The following is a 22,077-nucleotide window of genomic DNA, read 5'->3' on the forward strand; positions in this document are numbered from 1 at the left end:
TATGGAAGAGAAAATACTCGTAGTAGACGATGAAACTGCAATTTCTGATATTATAAAATTTAATTTTGAAAAAGAAGGATATGTCATTGACACTGCAAACAATGGCAAAAGTGCAATTGCCCTTGTAGAAAAAAATAACTACGATTTAATTTTACTTGATATTATGATGCCAAAATTAAATGGTTTTGAAACTTTGCGCGAGATAAGAAAGTCTTCTGACGTCCCTGTAATTATGCTAACTGCAAGAGAAGATGAGGTCGATAAAGTTTTGGGCCTTGAACTTGGCGCCGATGACTATGTGGTAAAACCTTTCTCCATGAGAGAATTAATTGCAAGAGTAAAGGCAGTTTTGCGTCGATTTGATGTTCATGAAAAAAAAGAAGAAGATGTAAAAATTTTAAATGCAATGGATCTTGAAATTGATTTAAACAAATATCAAGTTTCGAGAAATGGCGAAATAATTGAACTAACTCTTCGTGAGTTTGAACTTTTAAAATTTTTGGCATCTCACCCAGGAAAAGTTTTTTCAAGGGAAGAACTTTTGCAAGAAGTTTGGGAATATGAGTATTATGGCGATATAAGAACTGTGGATGTAACTGTTAGAAGACTTCGTGAAAAAATTGAAGATGAAAACAAAAGTTTCAAATATATTAAGACAAAAAGAGGAGTTGGATATTTATTCGCTCAAGATAATGGTGAATCCTCATGAATCACAGTATTAAATCTAGATTTATTTTGATTTATGTCGTACTCGTTTTAATATCAATGTTTATAGCTTCTTCCTTTATAATAGATAGACTTGAAAGGGTACAAGTGGAAACTGCAACTACTTCTATGATTAAAACTATGGACACCCTTGCAACTACAACATCTGCTTTTTTTAAAAATAATAATTATGATACACTACCCCAGCTTGATGAAACTCTAAAAGACTGGGGTATTTCCAGTGAAGAATCTGCCTATATTATATCTGCAGAAAAAAATCCCAAAATTATCGCAAGCACAAAAAATATTTCTTATAAAGATTTAAAAAGTGCCTATGAGTTTAAATATATTGAGCCAAAACTTGTCATGGACACAATTAATGGAAAAAGTCGTGAAAAAATTGTGGAATACAAAAATGAAAAAAATGTAGAAAAACACATTACAAGACCAATTTTATCTGGTGACGGAAAGATCCTTGCTATAATCTATGTGACTAGAAATTTAAATTCAATTTATTCTGTCATTGACGACTCAAAGGTCATAATCACTTACGCAACTTTAATTTCTCTTATTGTAACTTCAATTCTTGGATACTTTATTGCCAATTCTATCACAGATCCAATTAGAGCCCTCACTAAAAAAACAAGGGCTATGGCAAAAGGAAATTTCAATCAAAGTGTTGAGATTAAAAGTGACGATGAAATTGGCGAACTTGGAAAAACTTTTAATTTTTTAACTAAAGAACTTCGTGAAACTATTGAAAAAATGGATCTTGAAAAATCTAAACTTGACACAATTTTTAATTACATGGCAGAAGGTGTAATTGCAATTGACAGAAAAAACAGGCTTATTCACGCAAACTCCATTGCAAAGAAAATTTTAAACATTTCTGAAAAAGATTTTAATAGAGAAATCAATTTAAAAAGTATTAATTTATACAATGTAGATTACAAAAATGAAGAAAGTTTAAAGGGCGAAGAATTGACAAAAATTGGAGATAATTTTTATAAAATTAAATATGCTCCCTATAAATCAGATGCCTTTGTAAATTCTGGGCTTATTATTGTGTTACAAGATGTCAACAAAGAACACCTTCTTGATATTATGAGAAAAGAATTTGTTGCAAATGTAAGCCACGAGCTTAAAACTCCAATAACAACTATTAAATCATACACAGAAACTCTCTTGGAAAGTGAGCTTGACGATGAATCTGAAAAGAAATTTTTAAGAGTGATAGACAGAGAAAATTCTAGAATGTCTAGGATTGTAACAGATCTTTTATCTCTTTCAAACATTGATTACAATAGGAATAATTTGAGTTTTTCAAAATTTGACACTTATGAATTTATAGACGAAGCAATTGAGTCGCAATCAATTTTAATTTCTAGCAAGAATCACAAAATAGAATTTAATATTGCCATGGATATAAATGACATTTATGCAGATAGAAATGGAGCCGATCAAATCCTTACAAATATTATTTCTAATTCTTGTAAGTACACTCCTGAAAATGGAAAAATCTCTATTCTTGCAAAAAATGTAGATGACTTTGTTGAAATAAAAATATCTGATAATGGTATAGGAATCCCAGAAGAAGATCTTCCTCGAATAACAGAAAGATTTTACAGAGTTGAAAAAGGAAGAAGTAGAGCCATGGGCGGCACTGGACTTGGGCTTTCTATTGCAAATGAAATGATAAAACTTTTGGGTGGAAATTTAAAATTAGATTCAAAATTTGGCGAAGGAACAACTGTCACTCTTTTATTTAGGACTGGTGATGAAAATGGAAAAAAATAAAAAATCTTTATCCACTTTTCTAATATTTTTTTTGATAATTCTTCTAGTTATTCAGTCCAAAAATTTATGGCTCTCCTTTAGTACCACAGATGAAAACCCAAAAAGTAATTTCAATGCAAATGAGTTTTTACAAGAAATATTAACTCCACAGAGAATTATTGCAAACTTTTCAGAAAGAGAACACTTTATGACATCTGACACATCAGAATTTTGGAAGATAACTGCAGAAAGTATTTCTAAAAAACTCCAAAATGCTACTTCAGAAAATTTAAAAGTCATAAGCATAGATGAATATTTAAATCTGCAAAGTCAAAGATCCATTGTTTTTAAATTTAATTCTCCTCTTTCTGGTTCTGTTTTTGTAAATTTAATTGGCGATAATAGAAATAGCAACGAAATTAATTTAAGTGTAGACTCCATTTACATTTCTGATAAAGGTGAAATTTACATCTCTGGGAGCAAAAATTTTTATAAATTAATTGACATAAAAGTTGATTTTCAAATCGACGAAATTTTGGATAAAGTAAGAGAAAAGGGACTTCACGCAGTAAATTTCTATGAAGCCTATGGGATAAAAAAAGATATATATATTCCTTCTGAAAATTATATATTTTTGCAAAAAGTTTCTTATATTTCTGGCCTTTACAATTTGGAAGATGATAAAAAAAATGCCTTAGCCGAAAGATTTTTAAATGTAGATTCAGATTTTATGAGAGAACTTTCTGCCGATGGAAAAAACACTTATATATATGAAAATGAGTACTTATCTCTTTCTCGCGATGGAATAATAGAATATTCCTTGGAATCTCTTTTTGATTCTAAAATGAGGAATTTAAATAAATCCTTGGACCAAGCGGTTGAATTTATTGCACAAAAAGCAGGTATAAGTAGCGGGATATATTTAGAAAAAATTGAACCAATTGAATACAATAAAAATTTAGGATACAGGTTCTTCTTTAATTTAAAAGACGGACAAATCCCATTAGTTTTGCCTTCAAAGGAACATAGCTTTATTGAAATTGATGTGTATTCTGAATTTGTAAAAAATTATAGAGAATATTATATTAGAAAAGATGACAATCCAATTTACAAAAAGGAAAAAATTTATTTAACAGATATTCACAGAATTTTAAATAAAAACAAAAAATTATTTTCTTACAAATCTGCAATGGATATTTTAAAAAATATAGATAGCTTAAATCTCGTCTATTTAAGCTTCAATAAATTTGAAACAGAAGAGCCAATGTTAGTATATGAAATGTCCTACATGGATAACATTTATTATTTCAACACCGAAGACGGAAAATTAATTATGGTAAGGTAGATATTATGGATTGGAAAAAAATTAAAAAAATTTTAATAATTGCACTCCTAATTGCCAATGCTGTTTTATTTATCTACATCAATTACAATAATATAAGACTTGGCAATGAATCAAGTAGAATGGACTTTTCAAAGGAAGTAGAAGGACTTTTAGAGGAAAAAGATATTAAAATTGACACAAATATTCCAAGGAAGGTAGAAAAATTACCTTCTCTTCTAGTTTCCTTGGAAACATCAACAGAAGAAGACATAAACGAAAGATATTTTAATGGCAATGGAAAAATTGTAAGACCTAGTACAGACCTTGCAGAAATCTCTCGCGGAGATGAATATATTAATCTCGTAAATAACAGAAGAATCTTTTATGAAAATAGAATAAAAGAAAATAAATATAAAATTACAAATCTTGAAGATGCACAAGAAATTGCAAAAAAATTTTTATTAGATAAAAAATATGACAATAGAGATACTTATCTAAGTTACTACGCAATAGATGGAGATAAATATATTCTAAACTACACAAAAATTTATGAAAATATACCTGTTGAAAGTTCCTACACAAATTTTGTGATTGACAATAGAGGTGTGCTCTCAATGGATAGGCTTTGGCTAAACGTGTTAGATGAATCTGAACAAAAAATTTATCTACCTCCTGCCCCAAGACTTTTACTTTCACTAATTGACAACAACGATTATTACAACAAAACAATTGAAAAAATAACTACCTGTTTTTACTTTAATCCAGAAGATCAAGGATATATAGAGGATATAACTCGTGCCGTAAGGGGTAGAGCCATCCCTGCGTGGAAAGTAAAATTTTCTGATGGAGAGTACACTGTACTATACAATTACTAAACTTAACAAAATTTAAAGCCTGTGTTAGAATATCTTTGGAGGTTTTTATGAAATTTTGCTCATTGGCAAGTGGCTCTAGTGGCAACTGCCAATATATTGAATATAAAGATACAAAAATTATTATAGATGCAGGACTTTCAGGCAAAAAAATTGAAGAAAATTTGCAAAAAATTGGTGTAGATGCAAGTGAACTTGATGCAATTTTTGTCACGCACGAACACATTGACCACATAAAATCTGTGGGAGTTTTATCTAGAAGACATAACCTAAAAGTTTTTTCAAATATGATGACACTAGATGCCATGCTTCCCACAGTAAAAAAACTGGATCCAAAAAATACTTTTATTTTCGAAAACGGAAAAAATTTTACATTTAAAGACCTTGAAATCTTGCCAATTCACACTTTTCATGACTGTCAAGACGGCTGTGGTTTTGTAATAAAAGGTAATAAAAAAATCTCAATTTTAACAGATACAGGTTGGGTAAATAGCAGCGCAATGGAAAAAATGGAAAATTCAAATTTATTCTATCTTGAATCCAATCACGATGTTGATATGCTTTTAAATGGAACCTATCCCTTCGCCACAAAACAAAGGATACTTTCAACTAAGGGTCATCTCTCAAATGAAAATGCAGCAGAAGTTCTCTCTATGATTTTGAAAAAGAAAAAAGAAAAAATTATCTTGGGACATCTATCATCTGACAACAACTTGCCAGAAGTTGCACTAAATACAATTAATAACATGCTTTTATCATCTCATAAAGAAGAAAATATTGACTACACAATTGATGTCGCACCAAGATTTTTGCCATCAGAAGTTTTTGAAATTTAAAGGGGGAAATTTTTTGAATATACTAGTTACAAATGACGACGGAATAAATGCTGAAGGAATAGAAATTCTTGCAAAAGCACTAATTTCTGAGGGACATAAGGTTACAATTGCAGCACCAAATGTAGAAAACTCTGGCAAATCTCACGCCATTACTTTTAAAAGTCCACTAATTGTTCAAGATGCAAAACTAGATGGACTTCATAATGTAAGAAGCCTTTGTGTTTATGGAACGCCAGCAGACTGCGTGAGGGCTGCAGTTCATCTATTAGAAGAAGACTTTGATTTTTGTTTCTCAGGAATTAATTCTGGATTTAATACTGCAACGAACGTTCTTTATTCTGGAACAGTTTCTGCCGCCATAGAGGCAAATTTATTTAATATACCATCAATTGCAATATCATCGCAGTGGGTAAAGGGTCATTCTAAATTTGAAACAGCTGCAAAAGTTGCAATAGATGTTTTTAACAAATTAGATGATTTAAAAAGACTTCAAGTTTTAAATATAAATGTTCCTTACCTTGACTACGAAGAATTAAAGGGAATTAAAGTTTGCAAAGTTGGTGCCGATGTCATGAGTATCTACGACATTTCTGAAGAAGGGGAAGGATACAACATGAAGTTAAAGGGATTCCCAAAAGAAAACAACGCCAAAGATTCCGACGTTTATTATTTGGGACAAAATTACGCAACAGTAAGCCCACTTCTATATGATGTAACAAATTTAACCCTTATAAATGAATTAAAAGAAATACTTAAGTAGTTATTTAGCGTGAGTTTTTTGGATTACAAATTTACTCTAACTTTTTAAGTGTTCTAATCTTTTAGACTTTTCTCAAAACTTTTATGTAAAATAAATGAATTTAAAAAGTCCTTTTGACTTTTTATTTTTTGTTAAAATAAACTAAGGAGGTAATATAACTTTGAAGAAACTATTAATTTCTTTTATTTTGATATCTATTGTTATATTTTCTGGATGTAGCAAAAAAGAAGAAGTACTTTACGATTTCAAGACGGATTATGTAGGTGACAACTCAAAAGTATCTCAAATAGTTTATAAACAAAAATATCCCAAAAATTTTGAACCGGGAGAAATTAAAATACTATCGGAAAAAGAGCCTTATGGGTTAAAAGTCTTCTGCAAAAATTATAATGACATAAAAAAAGAAGAACTTTTTAAAAATGCAGCCACAACACTTTCCTTAATAAAAAACTTAGCCAACTTATACTATGTAGATGAAGAGGAAAAAGAAATTTTTACATTTACTCGATTTGAAGTAGAAGAAAAACTCCAAAAAGAAAATATGAGTCTTGACAAAATATCAGAAAACGAAGAAAGCTTAAGAAATTTTATAAATAATTAAAGGGAAGAACTAAAATTCAGTCTTCCCCTTTTTTATAAATTATCTTTCCAATGCCTTTAATTTATTAAATTTTAAACTCCAATTAGAACTGTTGCTATTTCAAAATATACAAATAACACCAATGTGTCTACTATTGTCGTGATAAGTGGCCCTGCCATAATTGTTGGATCTACTTTTAATTTTTCTGCAATTAAAGGTAGTATTCCTCCAATCATTTTAGAAAGTATTATCGTCGTTAAAAGTGTCAAAGAAACTGTCATGGTAACTCCAATACTTACATCATCAAGTATAGACATTCTAACTATATTTACTATTACAAGAGCAAGTCCAACAAGTATTCCTATTCTAAATTCTTTAAACATTACGCTCAAAAATTCTTTGAATTCTATTTCTCCTGTATAAAGTCCTCTTATAATTGTTGTTGATGATTGTGTCCCTGCGTTTCCACCTGAATCCATTAGCATTGGAATGTATGCTGCAAGGGCAACACTTGTCGCTAAAAGTGATTCATATCTCTTTATAATAAAACTCGTAAAAGTTGCTGTGACAAGACAAATTATAAGCCACATAGTCCTATTCTTTGCTAGTTCAAAAACTGACTTATCCCAATAGTGTTCTGAAGAAGAATCGCTAATACCATGAATATTTCCAAGGTCTTCGTCATATTCATCATGCATTACATCGATTGCCCACTCAACTGGAACAATTCCCACAAGTCTTCCCTCTGAATCTGTTACGGGAATTTCTGACAAATCATATCTGTGCGCAAGTTTTGCAACTACTTCTTGGTCATCTGTTGCATAGACACTAAAATTCACTGAATTCATAAAGTCTTCTACTTTGTCACTTTTATTTTTATTACGAATGAGGTCTGCTAAGTTTACATAACCTATCAAAACAAGTGAACTATTTGTAACCCAAACTTGTTCAAGTCTATCTGCGTCTAAATCTGAGTGAATTATCTTTTCTAGTGCTTCCACTGGACTTGCACTGCTCTTCACAAAAATAAATCCAACTGACATAATAGAACCAACAGATTCCTTTGGATAGCCTAATAGTTCATTTATTATAGGTCTTCTTTCAGCTTCAATAAAATGATCCATTAATTTTCTTACCATATTGGCCGGAAGTTCTTGAAGTGTATCTACAAGTTCATCTTCTTCCAAGTCTTTCATAAGAGTCATAATCCTTTCTTCTGAAAGAGAACCCATTATCTCAATTTTTTTATCTCTTGGCAAAAGTGAAAAAGCATCTGCCAAAAGATCCTTGTTCAAAAGTTTTATCCAAATGGCAACTTCTTCTTTTGGAAGCTCTTCAAGATTTTCTGCAATATCAACAGGATCCATTCTATTAATTTCATTTTGAAGCTCTTTTAATTTTTCTACATCATATTTTTTCACATCATACCTCCTAATTGGCACAAAAACCGCTTATCTAAGCGGTAAAGAGGCATAATTAAATAGACTTATCTTATAAATAAATCTTCTAAAAATAATTCCTTATCACTTAGACTTCTTACACAAATAATTTTCCAGGGTCGACTGGTATCCATGTAAACACCTCCATATTTTTAATTCTAACATAAAATTTTTTGCAGAACAATTAAAGCTTTTTAACAAAAAACCTTATGATTTAATTTTTCTATCTCTATAATCCTTTGGACTAAGTTCATAAATCTCCTTGAAAGCTTTAGAAAAATAAGAGTAGTCATTAAAACCAACATCAAGTGAAATATCGTAAATTGTTTTGTCCGAACTTCTCAAAAGTTTTTCTGCATTTGCAACTCTAACTTCTATTAAATATTTTGAAAAATTTTTGCCAACATATTCCTTAAAAGTCCTTGAGAAATGGCTCTTGCTATATCCAGCAACTAAAGAAATTTTATCTAAACTTATATCATTCATATAATATTTTTCTATATAAGCTTTTGCATTATTCATAGCAAGTTCTTTACTATCTTCTCTATCCAATTCTCTATCTATAAGATCAATTGTCTTTTTTAGATAATTATTTATGTCTTCAATATTATTTGCATCTACAATTTTTTCTATGATTTTAACAATTAAAATAGAAAGATCTGACTTGGAATTTTCCCTTTTAAAGTAATTTGTAATTTCAACTAAAATTCTTATTGCATTTGACTTTACATACTCCTCTGTCATATTTCTACCTATCATTTCTTCTATTATTTCGTCTATAATTTCATAAGAAGCCTCTCTATCTTGAAATCCAATTCTTATCAATAACTCATAAATATTTTTGTCAATTTGAGATTTATAATTTCCCTCTACATTTAAATTAACTTTTGTGGGCCTTAATATTTTCCCTCTGCCCTTGTTAAAAATATTTTCCAAAACGCTAAAAGCTTCTTCGTAACACTTTGCTATTTCTCTGTCGCTTTCACAATAAGAACTTATGCCAATACTTACAGAATTTATTATATTATTTTTTAGTTCATCAATTATCTTTTTTGCAACTTCCATACTCAATTTATATGCATCTTTTTCATCTTTTCCTTCACAATCTAAAAAAATTATTATTTTATCCGTTCCAGTTAGTGTGGTGGAGATAGTTTTATAATTTTTTAAAATCACTCTAGTGTAAGACAAAAGTTTTTTCTTAATGTAGTATCTGTATTGATTGTCCTTATTTCTGCAAATTTTCCAAAAATCATCGTACATCACAATTAAAATATAATTTGTCTTTAAATTTAATTTATAGCTTTCAAAAGTGTCTTTAAATAATTTTGCACGAGCAAGGTCACCATAAATTAAGTTGTAAATATATTCTTTAGTTATCATGTCGTATAAAAGTACTTTTTCTTCCATGTTTATCCTCTTCTTATCTATAAAATCTTATCACTTTATTGTAATTAAATTATAAAGCAAAAACTTCAAAATATAAAGCAATATATTCCATGTGAAACCTATCTTAAAAAGTTTATTATTTAATCAAGAAGGAGGGATTTATGTGAATGAGAAAACTTTACATACTGATGAGAAACTTTATAAAGATCCAAAGCTGCTATTTAAATTTATTATTCTAAGTGCAATTGGTATTTTTGTATTTTTCATACCTATAAAGGTAAATGGGTCTTCAACAATTCCACTTGAATATGTAATTTCATTATTTATAAATAATTTTCCAAAAGTTGCCACAACTTATGCTTTTATAATAATAATGATTGGAGCAATTAGACCTTTTGTAAAGAAAAATTGGAATGAAGATAAGGTTTCAACTATATTTTCTATTACTAAATTAATTGGTGCATTTTTTACAATTTATTTGTTTTCAGGTTTTGCACCAGAAGCTGTATCAAGATCCGATCATGGTCCTTTTTTGTTTAATTCACTCGCAATACAAGTTGGAATTCTCATACCTGTATCTGCCATATTTATTACATTTCTAATGGATTATGGTTTTATTGATTTTATTGGAAATTTTTTAAGACCTGTAATGAGAAAAATTTGGAAAACTCCAGGAAGAACTGCTGTAATTGCAGTGGCTGCTTTTATGGGATCAACTGCTGTTGGAGTTATGATGACTGATGATTTATATAAAGAAAGAAAATATACCCTAAGGGAGGCAATAGCAGTTGTCACTGGTTTTACCACAGTAGCAATTTCATTTTTAATTGTTATTGCAAACACAACTGATCTAATGGCATATTGGGGAGAATATGTTTTTGTATCTCTATTTGTAACTTTTTTTCTTAGTGCTATTACAGTTAGAATACCTCCTATATCAACAGCACCTAATGTTTATTACGAGAATAAGGAAGGCTATCCTGAAGAAAAACTTGAAGGAAATTTATTTAAATCTTCTTTAAATGAAGCTCTAACTCTTTGCAAAAATTCTGGTCCTGTTTTACCTAGAACTGCAAAAAATGTATTAGATTCCTTTAATTTGGCATTTGAAGTTCTTCCAAATTTTATGTCAATTGGTTTAATTGCTCTTATAATTGCAAACTACACTAAGGTTTTCGATTACTTTGGATATATATTATATCCTCTTACACTTTTACTTAGAGTACCTGAACCATTGCTTGCAGCTAAAGCAGCAATGCTTGGCTTAGCAGAAATGTTTTTGCCAGTCATGGTAATAACTAAGGCACCTCTTGTTACAAGATTTATAATCTCTGTAATGAGCGTTGCACAAGTAATAATGTTTTCAACTACAATTCCTACAATTGTAGCTTCTGAAATAGATGTATCAATTAAGGACTTAGTACTTATATGGTTTGAAAGAACTATATTGTGTTTCTTAATCACCACACCAATAGCATTTTTAATAATTAAATAATAATTACTTAACAAAAGGAGAGATTTTATGTTTTACGAACCTAAGAAAAATAATCATGGACTAAAGAAAAATCCATTTAAATCATGTACAGTACCAAGAGTAATCGGTTGGATATCAACTAAAAATGAAGATGGAACAGATAATATTGCTCCATATTCACAATTTACAAATTTAACTTTTGACCCACCACTAGTTTTATTTTCTGCAAATCAAAATGTATTTGACGATAGAAAAAATACTGTAAAAAATATTGAAAGAACTGGTGAATTTGTTTACAACATGGTATCAGAAGATCTTGCAGAAGCAATGAATAAATCTTCAATTGCAGAACTTCCTGAAGGATTTAAAGACAAATTTGATTACTGCGGTCTTGAAAAAGCAGAATCAAAAATAGTAGATGTTGCAAGAGTAAAGGCATCACCAGTACAATATGAAATAAAATATGTACAAACTCTTAGACTTCCTGGTGTAGATAAACTAAATACAATTGACATAATTATAGGAGAAGTTGTTGGAATTCATGTTAAAGATGAATTTATAACAGATGAAGATAAAGTAGACGTATGTAAAATAAGACCAGTTGCAAGACTTGGATACTTTGACTTTACAGTAGTAAACAATTCATTTACAATGGATACTCCAAAAATCGACCCAGCTAAGCAAGCTTTAGTAGACAAGGGTCTTGAAGGAAAAGCTTAAAATTTTTAAATTTTAATAAATATTTACCCTAAAAAGGCTCATTACTTTTGGTAGTGAGCCTTTTCCCTTTGATTTTTAAAACTTTTATTTTACAAAAATTTTGTAATCAGAATATCCCTCATCGTCCATATCTTCATAAGGAATAAACTCAAGTGCTGCGCCATTTATGCAATATCTAAGTCCCCCCGTTTCTCTTGGCCCATCATTAAAAACATGGCCTAAATGTGAATCCGATGATTTTGATTTTACCTCTGTTCTTATCATTCCAAAAGAATTATCCTTCTCTTCTTCCAAATAATTTGAAATAATTGGTCTTGAGAAAGAAGGCCATCCACAACCTGAATCAAATTTGTCACTTGATGCAAAAAGAGGTTTCTTTGAAAGTTTATCTACATAAATACCTTTTCTATATTCATCGTTTAAATTACTTGTAAAAGGTCTTTCAGTATCAGCATTTTCCATTACATCATAACTTAAGTCATCTAAAAATTCTCTTTTATTTTTTTCTGCAAATTTTCTGTCGTCATCAATTATAGGTTCATCTGCCCAATTTAAATTAACATGACAATATCCCATAGGATTTTTGTCTAAATAATCTTGATGATAATCCTCTGCCTTTACAAAATTTTTAATTGAAGAAATTTCTACTGCAACTTTTCCAATTTTATCTTCTTCATATTTTATAAATTCTTTTACTATTCTTTCAGATTCTTCATCGCCATCTTCCCAGTAAATTCCTGTGCGATATTGTCTGCCAAAATCATTTCCCTGTCTATTAATTGATTTTGGATCTATTATCCTAAAATAATGAAGAAGTATTTCTGTTAGAGAAATTCTAGAAAAATCATAATAAATCTTTACAGTTTCTGCGTGATCAGTCCTTGAAACTATTTCATAATTTGTCTTGTCACCATCTCCATTGGCATAACCAACATTTGTCTTTAAAATTCCCTTTAATTTTTTAAAATAAGCTTCTGTTCCCCAAAAACATCCACCAGCTAAATATATGATTTTAATATTATTCATTTAATCACCTTATAAAACTATACCCCAAAGATTTATACAAAAACTATTTTATGATTTCAATCTTTTTTCCTCTTAACAAAGTTTTCGTAAAATCCTTTTTAACTATTAAAAATAATTTAGTAAAGGTCTTAAAAAAAACTTTCTAAAATTGTTACACTATATTTATAAAATGATAAAAAATATCATTTAAGAAAGTTGCGATTATTTTGTCACTCCTAATTTGTCTAGGACAAATAATTATTTTTCTTTAAATTACTTTAATTTTCTTTTTTGACAAAATATCAATACTTAAAAAAAAGGAGGATTTATGAACAAAAAATTTAAAACATCATTAGCTATTTTTGCTATGACTTCTGCTTTACTCATTGGTTGCAACAAAAATAATGGAAATGTAGAAGATAATGCGAACGCAAAAGAAAGTAATACTAAAGTCGAGCAAAATGTAAATACAAAAGCTAGTGAAGAAAAAACAGAAGAAGTTTCTCTTTCTGATTGGGAAGGCGAATGGAATAGCATTGCAAACTACAAAGACGATGAAGGTTTAAAAGGTGCATATGAAGAAGTCGCTGAAAGAGATCATATAACAGAAGAGGAAGCCAAATCTAATTTTGCAAATCACGTGGCTGTCGACTTTGGAGCAGTAAAAATTGACGATGAAAGCATAACTTTTTTATCTGAACCTAATGGAGCAGAAATTGAAAAAGCCAATTTCAAATATGTGACCAAACACCCTATGGAACATGGTGGGAAAACTTTTTATTGGTATGAATTTTCTTCTGATGGAAAATATCCTACAATTTTATTAATGCCTGTCCATGGCGAAGATCACATGCCACACTTTCATTTAAGAGTTGGAGGCACTGCTGAAGAAATGCTCGCAAAAGACGACTGGTATCCAACTTTCGTAAGCCCAACAGTCACTATCGATCAAGTTTACGAAGAAGTTGCAGAATAATATTTTTTTATATCTATTTGTTCTATCCTCGATTTTTATCGGGGATAAATTTTTTTAATTGAGAGGAGATAATATGTCAAAAATAAAAAAATTTTTTTAATAATTTTAATGTTCTCTTCTTTAGTAGCTTGTGACAATGAAAAAAATATAGATGATAGACCTGTGGTTTACACTTCTTTTTATCCTGTTTACAGTCTAACTAAAAGTGTAGTTGGAGATACTGTGGATCTTAGAATGTTTATGCCAAAAAATCAAGACCCTCATTTGTGGGAGCCTACTCCCAAAAAAATCAAGGAACTGTCTAATGCTAATCTTTTGATAATAAATGGTGCCAACATGGAAAATTGGGCAGAGAATATTTCCAAAACTCTACCTAATTTGGATATTCTAAATCTGGCAAGTGGTGTAAATTTAATATCTTATAAAGGTGCTGCAGCTATGGGAGATTTTCAATATATGGTAAAAGGTAGCTTTGATAGAGAAACTTATTCCTTTGATTTTGGACACACTCACGAGGACAATATGCGAATTGCCTTCTTATATTGTGACAAAGATTATTCTGAAAAAGAACTCGTTAAAATAGGTCGCAAACTAATGGAAGATATTGGAGAAGATATTCCCCAAAAAAATTTAATTAATGTAGAGGATAAAAAAGTTTATAAATTAGAGATGGGTCACGAACATGGAGAAATATATTATAAACTTCCTAAAAAAGGAAAGTGGATTATGTTTAGTGACAGAGTTTCTACAGATTTATTATCTTATAAAATGCTTAACTCGCATGGAGAAGACCTTAATTTAGAAATACTAAGAGATACTTCCACAACTAATGAGGACAAAATAACTTATGATCCCCATTCGTGGATGAGCATTAGAAATGCCAAGAGATATGTAAATGACATTGAATATAAAATGAGCAAGCTATATCCAGAAAATGCAAAAATATACAGAAAAAATGCTTCCAAAACTTTAAGAGAGCTAACAGAATTAGACTATAAGTACAGAGATTTATTTAAAAATACAAAGAGAAAGGAATTTATAGTAAGCCACTTTGCCTTTGCATATTTGGCAAAGGATTTTGACCTAATTCAATACCCTCTGCAATCTCTTACAAGCATGGATTCTCCAAGTATTAAAAAACTCACAAAAGTAATTGACGATTCTAGGTCCAAAAATATCAACACAATTTTTTATGAATATGGAATGCCAAAAAACGGTTCTGATATTATAGCTGAAGAAATTGATGCTGATTTAAAGGGACTTATCTCCATGGAATACCTTAATAAAGATATTGAAAGAGATATTGGAGAAGATTTTATAGATATGATGGAATACAATTTAAAAACTATATATGATTCATTGAGGTGATTATGAAGGCAATAGAAATACAAAATGCAAATTTTTCCTACGATAGTGATCCTATTCTAAAAGACTTAAACTTAACTGTTAATAATAAAGAAAAAATCACTATAATTGGAGGAAATGGAGTTGGAAAAACAACCCTAATTAAAATAATTGTAGGCGAACTAAAACTCGACAGTGGAAATATCAAAATTTTTGATAAAGATCTAAATATAGATTCACTAAAAAGAATTGGCTATGTCCCACAATCTCAAAAAGAAAATCTGTATACTTTTCCCATAACCGTAAAAGAACTTGTAACTTTACAACTCTACGACAGTTTCGGAAAATTTAAAATCCCAAGAAAAACTCACTATGATAAAACAATAAGCTTATTAAAAAAAATGAATTTGGAAAAATATCAAAATTATCCCATAAGAGAATTATCCGGAGGACTTAGGCAGAGAGTAATTATAGCAAGAGCTCTTATGAACAGTCCTGATATTTTAATTTTTGACGAACCTACATCAGGTGTCGATGAAAATTCAAAGACACAGTTTGCACAAACTATTGAAAACTTAAATAAAAATTTTAATGTTTCCATAGTTTTGATAACTCACGAATTAGATTGGGTCAAAAATAATCTAAAAATGGACTGCATTTATGAACTTAAAAAAGGAGGTCTTATAAATGTTTCAATATAATTTTATGATTAGAACTCTCGCCGTTTCTCTTATGATTTCAATAATAATACCTCTAATAGGAATAGTAATTGTTAATCGCGGGACTTCCATGATGGGAGATGCTCTTTCCCATGTATCTTTAGCAGGAGTAGCAATAGGCCTTATTTTATCAATAAATCCTCTAATCGGTGCTATAATAGCTTGTATAATTGGTGCTTTTTCAATAGAAAAAATTAGAAAAAGATTTCCACAATTTGGCGATATGGCAACTGCTATAATTACATCAATAGGACTAGGCCTTGCTGCAGTTCTTTCTGATTTTTCTCCTGGAGGCAACAGTTTTGATGCCTATTTATTTGGAAGTATTGCCTCAGTTTCAAAATCAGATGTAATAATAGTCCTTGTAACTTTTATTCTCGTAGTCTTAACTTCATTTATTTATTACTTTGGACTTCTAAGCATTGCAGTTGATAAACAACTTGCAAAGATGAGTGGGGTAAATGTAGAAAAAATTAATTCTATTTTCACATTTCTTTCTTCAATAACTATTGCACTTTCTGCAAAAATAATTGGAGCTTTAATGGTAACTTCTCTTATAGTTTTACCTGTGGCATCATCTCTTCTCATAAGTAAAAGCTACAAAAAAACTTTTATGAACACAATTATATTGGGAATAATCTACACTCTTTCTGGCGTGACAGTTTCTTATTATTTTGATGTAAAACCAGGAGGAGCAATTGTAATTATTGCATCAATTGGAATGCTTTTATGTCTTTTAATTTCAAAAATTAAATACAAAAACACATCTAAAAAATAATTTTTATAAAATTTTAAACTAGAAATACATCTGTAAAGTTTAAAATCTATGGATGTATTTCTTTATTAAAACATAAAATTAAACTCTGATATTCTTATTTTTGCAATCCTTTTCACTTGTTATCTATAAAAATTATAGTACTTAATTAAAACATTGACACATAAACACACTAGTGGTACTTTATATTTATAAGATTTCTTTATAGATTTGTATTTCTAGATTAGGAAAACAATTTTATTTTAAAGAAATTTAATTACTTTTTAGGAGGTTATTATGAAAAAAAATAAGAAAAAAATTCTAGTTGCAGGCCTTGTTTCTGCTCTTGTTTTATCAATGGCACAAAGTACTTTCGCCTGCACAGGCATTATTGTAGGAAAGGATCTCACAGATGATGGATCTTTTATCTTTGGAAGAACTGAAGATTATCAAAGAAATAGAACTATGCGTCTTGTAACTCACCCTCGTGGAGAAATGAAAAAAGGAGACAAATTAGTTGATGTAAACAATGGATTTGAATACATACATAAAGAAGACTCAATGAAGTTCTTCTCAACTCCTGACTCAAGTGCAAAACCAAAGGACATGGAACAAGGTGTTTATGATGCGGCAGGCTACAATGAAGCTGGTGTTGGGATTTTCTGTACAGTTTCTGCAGATCCATCAGAAGAAATTGAAAAAGCTGATCCTTTTGTAAAAACTGGTGTAAATGAAGCAAGCATGACTACATTTTTACTTGCACATGCAAAATCTGCAAAGGGTGCAATAGAACTTTTGGCAGATACAATTGACAAACAAGGTGCTTCAATGGGTGACATTGTTGCTTTTGGAGATCAAGATGAAGTTTGGTATATGGAAATTTATTCTGGCCACCAATATGTTGCAATAAAATACCCTGCTGACAAATTCAGTATTTTCCCAAATGATTTTTGGCTTGGCGGAGTTGATTTAAATGACAAAGAAAATGTAATCGCATCAAAAGATATTGTAAAAGTTGCCAAAGATGCAAACACTTATGTTGAAACTGAAGATGGTCTAATGCACATGGCTGCATCTTACGGTCCAAAAGAAATTTCAGACACAAGTCGTTCAAGAATTTGGTCTGGTATTCACGATTTAGACCCTAATTCAAGGGTTCCTTACGATGCAAAGAGATTTGATTTATTAAACGACTTATCTGATGGCAGTGAAAAAATTGATATAAATCACGCACTAAATGTATTTAGAAATAGATTTGAAGGAACAGATTATATTCCATCCGACAATAAAGCTGAAAGAAAAGCACATCCTGACACTCACAAAAGACCAATTGGAAGTATTAACACAATGCAAGCACATATATTCCAAATAAAAGAAGACTATCCAAAGGATGCTCCTGGAATTATGTGGATGACTCTTGGAAGCCCATTAAATATTCCTTGGATTCCAATTTTCCCTGACATCAATGATTCAACAGACGCTTGCAAAAATAACTCTCCAGTATATGATGCAAATTCATACTACTGGGTTGGATCTTCTGTAAATGATTTAGTTTCAGGAAATAGAGAAGAACTTGGAGATTCTACTCGCAAAAAAATAACTGAATACGAAGAAAAAGTTATGAAAGAACTTCCAGAAGTTGAAAAAGAATGGAAAGAACTTTATTCAAAGGACAAAGAAAAGGCTGCAGAATTTTCTACAAAGAAAACAATGGAATGGGAAAAAGAAGTTTTTGAACTTGAAAAAGGACTTCAAAATGAACTTTCAGAAATTTCAAAAACAGATTTAATCGACCACTGGGCAAGAAAACCAATTCTTGAAGCAATGGGCAAAAAATTAATGCTCGGCACAAGCGATTTAAAATTCTCTCCAAATGAAAAAATAACTCGTGGTGAATTTATCACTATCTTGGGAAGACTTGAAAAAATTGACACAGCAAAATATTCTGAAATCAAAGATAAAAATATCGAAGCTGGAAAATTCTACACAGAATATATGAACTGGGCAGTAGAAAATAAATTACTTCCAAAAACTTCAAAAGCTCTTGCATCAGAAAATATAACTCGTGAAGAAATGGCTTATACTTTGGCATCTTATCTAAAATTAAAAGGAGATGATACTGCAACACTTAAAGCAGTAGTATTTGATGACCAAAAAGAAATTTCTGACTGGGCCTTTGCAGATATTGAATTCTTAGTTAATAAAGGCATTCTAAGTGGAACTTCAAATAACAAATTCTCACCAAAGGAAAATCTAACAAGAGCAGAAGTTGCACAAATAATTTCAAATCTTTCAAAATAATTTAAACTTTTTGCAACAAAATCCTAGAGCCTAAAAACTCTAGGATTTTATTTTTGTTTAATTTCTTATAATAGATTATAAAATTAATATCCTAATTTTACATTAAAATACCGAAATTATTCTTCATCTAAATCAACATATTTTGCTAAAATTTCCATAAATTCCTTGCCTGTAATTGTTTCTTCTTCTAACAAGTACTCTGAAAGTTCTTTCATGGCATCTCTATTATTTGCAATCATCTTTCTTGCATCTTCTTGAGCAGACTTTATTATTTTAACTGTCAAGTCGTCAATCTCTTTTCTCGTTTCTTCAGAACAATTTATATTTCCTTCATCACCCATATATCTTGATTCATTTTCTTGAAATTTAACCATTCCAAATTCATCAGCCATACCATATCGCGTTATCATAGATCTTGCAGTGTCTGTCGCCTTTTCTATATCATTTGCTGCACCTGTTGATACTTCGTTAAATATAACTTCTTCTGCTGCACGACCTCCACATAGAGTTCTTATGTGATTTAACAAGTCATCTCTTGTGTACAAATTTTTTTCATCCTTTGGAACTTGCATTGTGTATCCAAGTGCCCCAGATGTTCTTGGTATTATCGTAATTTTTTCCACTGGCTCTGAATGACTTTGTAGTGCTGATACAAGAGCGTGACCAATTTCGTGATAAGCCACTCTCTTCTTCTCTTCTGGAGATAAAATATCTTGCTTTCTTTGTGCTCCTGCAATTACAACTTCTATGGATTCTTGAATGTCTTCTTGTCTAACTTTGTCATGACCCATTCTAACTGCACGAAGAGCTGCTTCATTTAAAATATTTGCAAGTTGTGCACCTGATGCTCCAGCTGTTGATCTTGCAATAAGTGAATAGTCTATATCATCATCCATTTGATATTTTCTTGCATGAACTTTTAAAATTTCAATTCTATCTTTTAGCGTTGGAAGTTCAACTCTTATTTGTCTATCAAATCTTCCTGGTCTTAAAAGTGCAGGATCTAAAATTTCAGGTCTATTTGTCGCTGCAAGCATTACTATTCCAATATTTCCATCAAAACCATCCATCTCCGATAAAAGCTGATTTAATGTTTGTTCTCTTTCGTCATTTCCTGATATTCCTGCACTGTCTCTCTTCTTCCCAATTGTGTCAATTTCGTCAATAAATATAATACATGGTGCATTTTTCTTCGCTTCATCAAATAACTCTCTTACCTTTGCAGCACCTCGCCCAACAAACATCTCAACAAATTCAGAACCTGCTATTGAAAAGAAAGGCACATGACTTTCTCCAGCAACTGCCCTTGCAAGAAGTGTCTTACCAGTTCCTGGAGGACCTACTAACAATGCTCCCTTTGGACACTTTGCACCAATTTTTGTATATTTTTCAGGATTTTTTAAATAATCTACAATTTCAACAAGAGATTCTTCTGCCTCTTCTTGACCTGCGACATCATCAAAATTTACAGTTTCTCCAGTTGGTTCATACTTTTCAATTTTTTTGCCACCAAAAATTCCTCCAGCAGCTCCTCCAATGTTTTCCATTCTCTTACTAAAAGTTCTTTGAAGCATAAAGAATAATAAAATTGGAAATCCCCATGTCATTATAAATGACATAAATAAACTTGGTTTTTCTGTAATTTCTGCACTATAATCAACATTCTCTTTATCTAAATCTCTTACTATGTCTGGATCTTCCATTTTTCCAGTTTTATAAACTTTTTCGTCATCTTTTAATTTATAAAGTATTTCAGATTCCTTAAAACTCACTTCTTTAATTTTATTTTCACTTAAATCTCTTCTGAAATCTGAATAAGATACATTTTCTATGCGATTTTGTGAAAGTATTGGAAGAATAAGCCAGTTAAGTGCAAAAACTGCTAAAATAGCAATTAAATAATATCTAAGTAAATTGTAATGTGGCTTCTTACCATTATTATTTTTATCTTCTTTCATTTTAACCTCCTAAATTTATTACGATAAAATTAAATCTTTCTTATATTATAAAAACCGGATACAAGATCCGGCTAAACTCTAAATTAAATTATCAAAGGTCATCTTCTATTACAGAAGATTTAGAATAAGCAGATGGCTTTGCCTCGAAGAAGTCTGTCTTTATTTGATTTGGATCAGAATATTCACTAACCCACTTCATAGATTCAGGCTCTTCTGTGTTTTTTGAAAACAAATTTCCAAAACCCAAATTTCTTGAACGCAAGTTGCCAAGATACATTATATAATCCTCGATCATTTTCTCATTTAGACCTCTAATTTCATCGCCTATGACATATTTACCCCAAGAAATTTCTTCCTCAACACCTTTTTTAAGCATTTCTTTATATTCTTTTACGTTTTCATCAGTAAAAATTTCTGGATTTTCCTTTTTCATTTCTAAAATAATGCTTCTAAATAACCAAAGATGTGTGTTTTCATCTCTATTTATATATCTTATCTCAGAAACTGTGCCAGGCATTTTACCCATTCTACCAAGATTATAGAAAAAAGAAAAACCTGAATAAAAATAAATTCCCTCTAAAATATAATTTGCAATTAGTGCTTTCATGAAATTATCCAAACTTTCATCTTCATAAAAATCTTGGTACTGATCTCCAATAAATTTATTTCTCTTTAAAAGAAATTCATCATCTTTATATTGATACAAAATATCTTCTCTCTCTTCTGGTGAACAAATTGTATCCAAAATATAGGAATAGGATTGAGAGTGAATTGACTCTTGATAGCCTTGAATTGAAAGACAAAGATTTATTTCATTTGCAGTTATATAAGACTGTAACTTAGGTATTTGTGCAGTTTGAAGAGAATCAAGATAGATTAAAAAGGATAAAATTTTATCATATGCAGTTTTTTCATACTTATCTAAATTTCTATAATCTTTTATATCTTGATTTAAATTAATTTCTTCTGGTATCCAAAAATTATTCATAGCTTGTCGATACCAATCGCTAGTCCAGCTGTACTTTAAATTGTTAAAATCATTTAAATTTGTAGTATTTCCATTAATTACTCTTCTTTTTGAGGTTTCAATATCTCCATTTTCATTAAAAAGACCTCTCTTCGAAAGTTTCATAACTCCTCCTTAA

At 30.2% G+C, this 22,077-nt stretch carries 19 protein-coding genes; 14 read left to right on the forward strand and 5 right to left on the reverse strand.

What is annotated here, in order from left to right; genetic code table 11:
- The first annotated feature begins 1 nt into the window (after position 1).
- The 7 genes from RH95_RS04755 to RH95_RS04785 all read left to right on the forward strand — a co-directional run bounded on the left by RH95_RS04755 (position 2) and on the right by RH95_RS04785 (position 6,874).
- Positions 2 to 709 carry a response regulator gene (locus RH95_RS04755; RefSeq protein ID WP_010245206.1) on the forward strand — a complete coding sequence of 236 codons (708 nt, stop codon included), beginning with the start codon at positions 2 to 4 and terminating at the stop codon, positions 707 to 709.
- On the forward strand, positions 706 to 2,502 hold the full coding sequence (locus tag RH95_RS04760; RefSeq protein ID WP_010245209.1) for a HAMP domain-containing sensor histidine kinase: 1,797 nt from the start codon (positions 706 to 708) through the stop codon (positions 2,500 to 2,502). Before RH95_RS04755 ends, RH95_RS04760 begins: the two co-directional genes overlap by 4 nt.
- The gene (locus RH95_RS04765) at positions 2,489 to 3,826 is read left to right on the forward strand and encodes a hypothetical protein (protein WP_010245212.1); all 1,338 of its coding nucleotides are present in this window, start codon (positions 2,489 to 2,491) and stop codon (positions 3,824 to 3,826) included. The genes RH95_RS04760 and RH95_RS04765 overlap by 14 nt, the downstream gene beginning before the upstream one ends.
- Before the next feature lie 5 nt (positions 3,827 to 3,831).
- Positions 3,832 to 4,680, forward strand: coding sequence for a two-component system regulatory protein YycI (locus RH95_RS04770; RefSeq protein ID WP_010245216.1), 849 nt, complete (start codon positions 3,832 to 3,834; stop codon positions 4,678 to 4,680).
- 47 nt (positions 4,681 to 4,727) lie between these two features.
- Entirely contained in the window at positions 4,728 to 5,513 is a 786-nt protein-coding gene (locus RH95_RS04775; RefSeq protein ID WP_010245236.1) for an MBL fold metallo-hydrolase, read from the forward strand.
- A gap of 13 nt (positions 5,514 to 5,526) precedes the next feature.
- On the forward strand, positions 5,527 to 6,273 hold the full coding sequence (gene surE / locus RH95_RS04780) for a 5'/3'-nucleotidase SurE (RefSeq protein ID WP_010245238.1): 747 nt from the start codon (positions 5,527 to 5,529) through the stop codon (positions 6,271 to 6,273).
- 160 nt (positions 6,274 to 6,433) lie between these two features.
- Positions 6,434 to 6,874 carry a DUF4825 domain-containing protein gene (locus RH95_RS04785; protein ID WP_010245241.1) on the forward strand — a complete coding sequence of 147 codons (441 nt, stop codon included), beginning with the start codon at positions 6,434 to 6,436 and terminating at the stop codon, positions 6,872 to 6,874.
- Positions 6,875 to 6,945: 71 nt separating this feature from the next.
- Here the strand turns inward: RH95_RS04785 and mgtE are convergent, their stop codons facing one another.
- Together mgtE and RH95_RS04795 are read right to left on the reverse strand one after the other, a co-directional pair.
- Positions 6,946 to 8,274, reverse strand: a complete 1,329-nt coding sequence (gene mgtE, locus RH95_RS04790) for a magnesium transporter (protein WP_010245243.1) — start codon at positions 8,272 to 8,274, stop codon at positions 6,946 to 6,948.
- A gap of 225 nt (positions 8,275 to 8,499) precedes the next feature.
- Positions 8,500 to 9,702 carry a helix-turn-helix domain-containing protein gene (locus RH95_RS04795; RefSeq protein WP_010245246.1) on the reverse strand — a complete coding sequence of 401 codons (1,203 nt, stop codon included), beginning with the start codon at positions 9,700 to 9,702 and terminating at the stop codon, positions 8,500 to 8,502.
- Between the two features lie 142 nt (positions 9,703 to 9,844).
- On the opposite strand from RH95_RS04795, the gene RH95_RS04800 reads away from it, so the two are divergent.
- On the forward strand, positions 9,845 to 11,176 hold the full coding sequence (locus RH95_RS04800) for a YjiH family protein (protein ID WP_010245249.1): 1,332 nt from the start codon (positions 9,845 to 9,847) through the stop codon (positions 11,174 to 11,176).
- Positions 11,177 to 11,203: 27 nt separating this feature from the next.
- Complete coding sequence (locus RH95_RS04805; RefSeq protein WP_010245251.1) at positions 11,204 to 11,875, forward strand: flavin reductase family protein; 672 nt, start codon at positions 11,204 to 11,206, stop codon at positions 11,873 to 11,875.
- A gap of 84 nt (positions 11,876 to 11,959) precedes the next feature.
- On the opposite strand, the gene msrB is transcribed toward RH95_RS04805, so the two are convergent.
- The gene (msrB, locus tag RH95_RS04810; protein ID WP_010245253.1) at positions 11,960 to 12,901 is read right to left on the reverse strand and encodes a peptide-methionine (R)-S-oxide reductase MsrB; all 942 of its coding nucleotides are present in this window, start codon (positions 12,899 to 12,901) and stop codon (positions 11,960 to 11,962) included.
- A 307-nt stretch (positions 12,902 to 13,208) separates the two neighbouring features.
- Here msrB and RH95_RS04815 point away from each other — a divergent pair, with 307 nt between their 5' ends.
- The 5 genes from RH95_RS04815 to RH95_RS04835 all read left to right on the forward strand — a co-directional run bounded on the left by RH95_RS04815 (position 13,209) and on the right by RH95_RS04835 (position 18,974).
- The gene (locus tag RH95_RS04815; RefSeq protein WP_010245255.1) at positions 13,209 to 13,856 is read left to right on the forward strand and encodes a ZinT/AdcA family metal-binding protein; all 648 of its coding nucleotides are present in this window, start codon (positions 13,209 to 13,211) and stop codon (positions 13,854 to 13,856) included.
- Positions 13,857 to 13,964: 108 nt separating this feature from the next.
- The gene (locus RH95_RS04820; protein WP_010245257.1) at positions 13,965 to 15,224 is read left to right on the forward strand and encodes a metal ABC transporter substrate-binding protein; all 1,260 of its coding nucleotides are present in this window, start codon (positions 13,965 to 13,967) and stop codon (positions 15,222 to 15,224) included.
- Positions 15,225 to 15,226: 2 nt separating this feature from the next.
- Positions 15,227 to 15,901, forward strand: a complete 675-nt coding sequence (locus tag RH95_RS04825; protein WP_010245259.1) for a metal ABC transporter ATP-binding protein — start codon at positions 15,227 to 15,229, stop codon at positions 15,899 to 15,901.
- The gene (locus RH95_RS04830) at positions 15,888 to 16,697 is read left to right on the forward strand and encodes a metal ABC transporter permease (RefSeq protein ID WP_010245261.1); all 810 of its coding nucleotides are present in this window, start codon (positions 15,888 to 15,890) and stop codon (positions 16,695 to 16,697) included. Before RH95_RS04825 ends, RH95_RS04830 begins: the two co-directional genes overlap by 14 nt.
- Before the next feature lie 273 nt (positions 16,698 to 16,970).
- A complete protein-coding gene (locus RH95_RS04835; RefSeq protein WP_010245263.1) occupies positions 16,971 to 18,974 on the forward strand; it encodes a C69 family dipeptidase in 2,004 nt (667 codons plus the stop codon).
- 116 nt (positions 18,975 to 19,090) lie between these two features.
- Here RH95_RS04835 and ftsH read toward each other — a convergent pair whose 3' ends face one another.
- Together ftsH and RH95_RS04845 are read right to left on the reverse strand one after the other, a co-directional pair.
- Positions 19,091 to 20,932: an ATP-dependent zinc metalloprotease FtsH gene (gene ftsH / locus RH95_RS04840; protein WP_010245269.1), complete on the reverse strand. Its 1,842-nt coding sequence runs from the start codon at positions 20,930 to 20,932 to the stop codon at positions 19,091 to 19,093.
- Positions 20,933 to 21,023: 91 nt separating this feature from the next.
- Entirely contained in the window at positions 21,024 to 22,064 is a 1,041-nt protein-coding gene (locus RH95_RS04845) for a ribonucleotide-diphosphate reductase subunit beta (protein ID WP_010245271.1), read from the reverse strand.
- Positions 22,065 to 22,077: the final 13 nt, after the last annotated feature.

It is taken from the genome of Peptoniphilus rhinitidis 1-13 (assembly GCF_000246925.1).
GTDB lineage: Bacteria > Bacillota > Clostridia > Tissierellales > Peptoniphilaceae > Peptoniphilus_A > Peptoniphilus_A lacydonensis.

Coding starts and splice junctions, on each gene's coding strand:
- RH95_RS04820 (WP_010245257.1), top strand. CDS start 13,965: ATGTTCTCTTCTTTAGTAGCTTGTGACAATGAAAAAAATATAGATGAT.
- RH95_RS04805 (WP_010245251.1), top strand. CDS start 11,204: ATGTTTTACGAACCTAAGAAAAATAATCATGGACTAAAGAAAAATCCA.
- RH95_RS04765 (WP_010245212.1), top strand. CDS start 2,489: ATGGAAAAAAATAAAAAATCTTTATCCACTTTTCTAATATTTTTTTTG.
- RH95_RS04835 (WP_010245263.1), top strand. CDS start 16,971: ATGAAAAAAAATAAGAAAAAAATTCTAGTTGCAGGCCTTGTTTCTGCT.
- msrB (WP_010245253.1), bottom strand. CDS start 12,901: ATGAATAATATTAAAATCATATATTTAGCTGGTGGATGTTTTTGGGGA.
- RH95_RS04755 (WP_010245206.1), top strand. CDS start 2: ATGGAAGAGAAAATACTCGTAGTAGACGATGAAACTGCAATTTCTGAT.
- RH95_RS04760 (WP_010245209.1), top strand. CDS start 706: ATGAATCACAGTATTAAATCTAGATTTATTTTGATTTATGTCGTACTC.
- RH95_RS04815 (WP_010245255.1), top strand. CDS start 13,209: ATGAACAAAAAATTTAAAACATCATTAGCTATTTTTGCTATGACTTCT.
- RH95_RS04825 (WP_010245259.1), top strand. CDS start 15,227: ATGAAGGCAATAGAAATACAAAATGCAAATTTTTCCTACGATAGTGAT.
- RH95_RS04770 (WP_010245216.1), top strand. CDS start 3,832: ATGGATTGGAAAAAAATTAAAAAAATTTTAATAATTGCACTCCTAATT.
- RH95_RS04845 (WP_010245271.1), bottom strand. CDS start 22,064: ATGAAACTTTCGAAGAGAGGTCTTTTTAATGAAAATGGAGATATTGAA.
- RH95_RS04830 (WP_010245261.1), top strand. CDS start 15,888: ATGTTTCAATATAATTTTATGATTAGAACTCTCGCCGTTTCTCTTATG.
- RH95_RS04775 (WP_010245236.1), top strand. CDS start 4,728: ATGAAATTTTGCTCATTGGCAAGTGGCTCTAGTGGCAACTGCCAATAT.
- RH95_RS04795 (WP_010245246.1), bottom strand. CDS start 9,702: ATGGAAGAAAAAGTACTTTTATACGACATGATAACTAAAGAATATATT.
- ftsH (WP_010245269.1), bottom strand. CDS start 20,932: ATGAAAGAAGATAAAAATAATAATGGTAAGAAGCCACATTACAATTTA.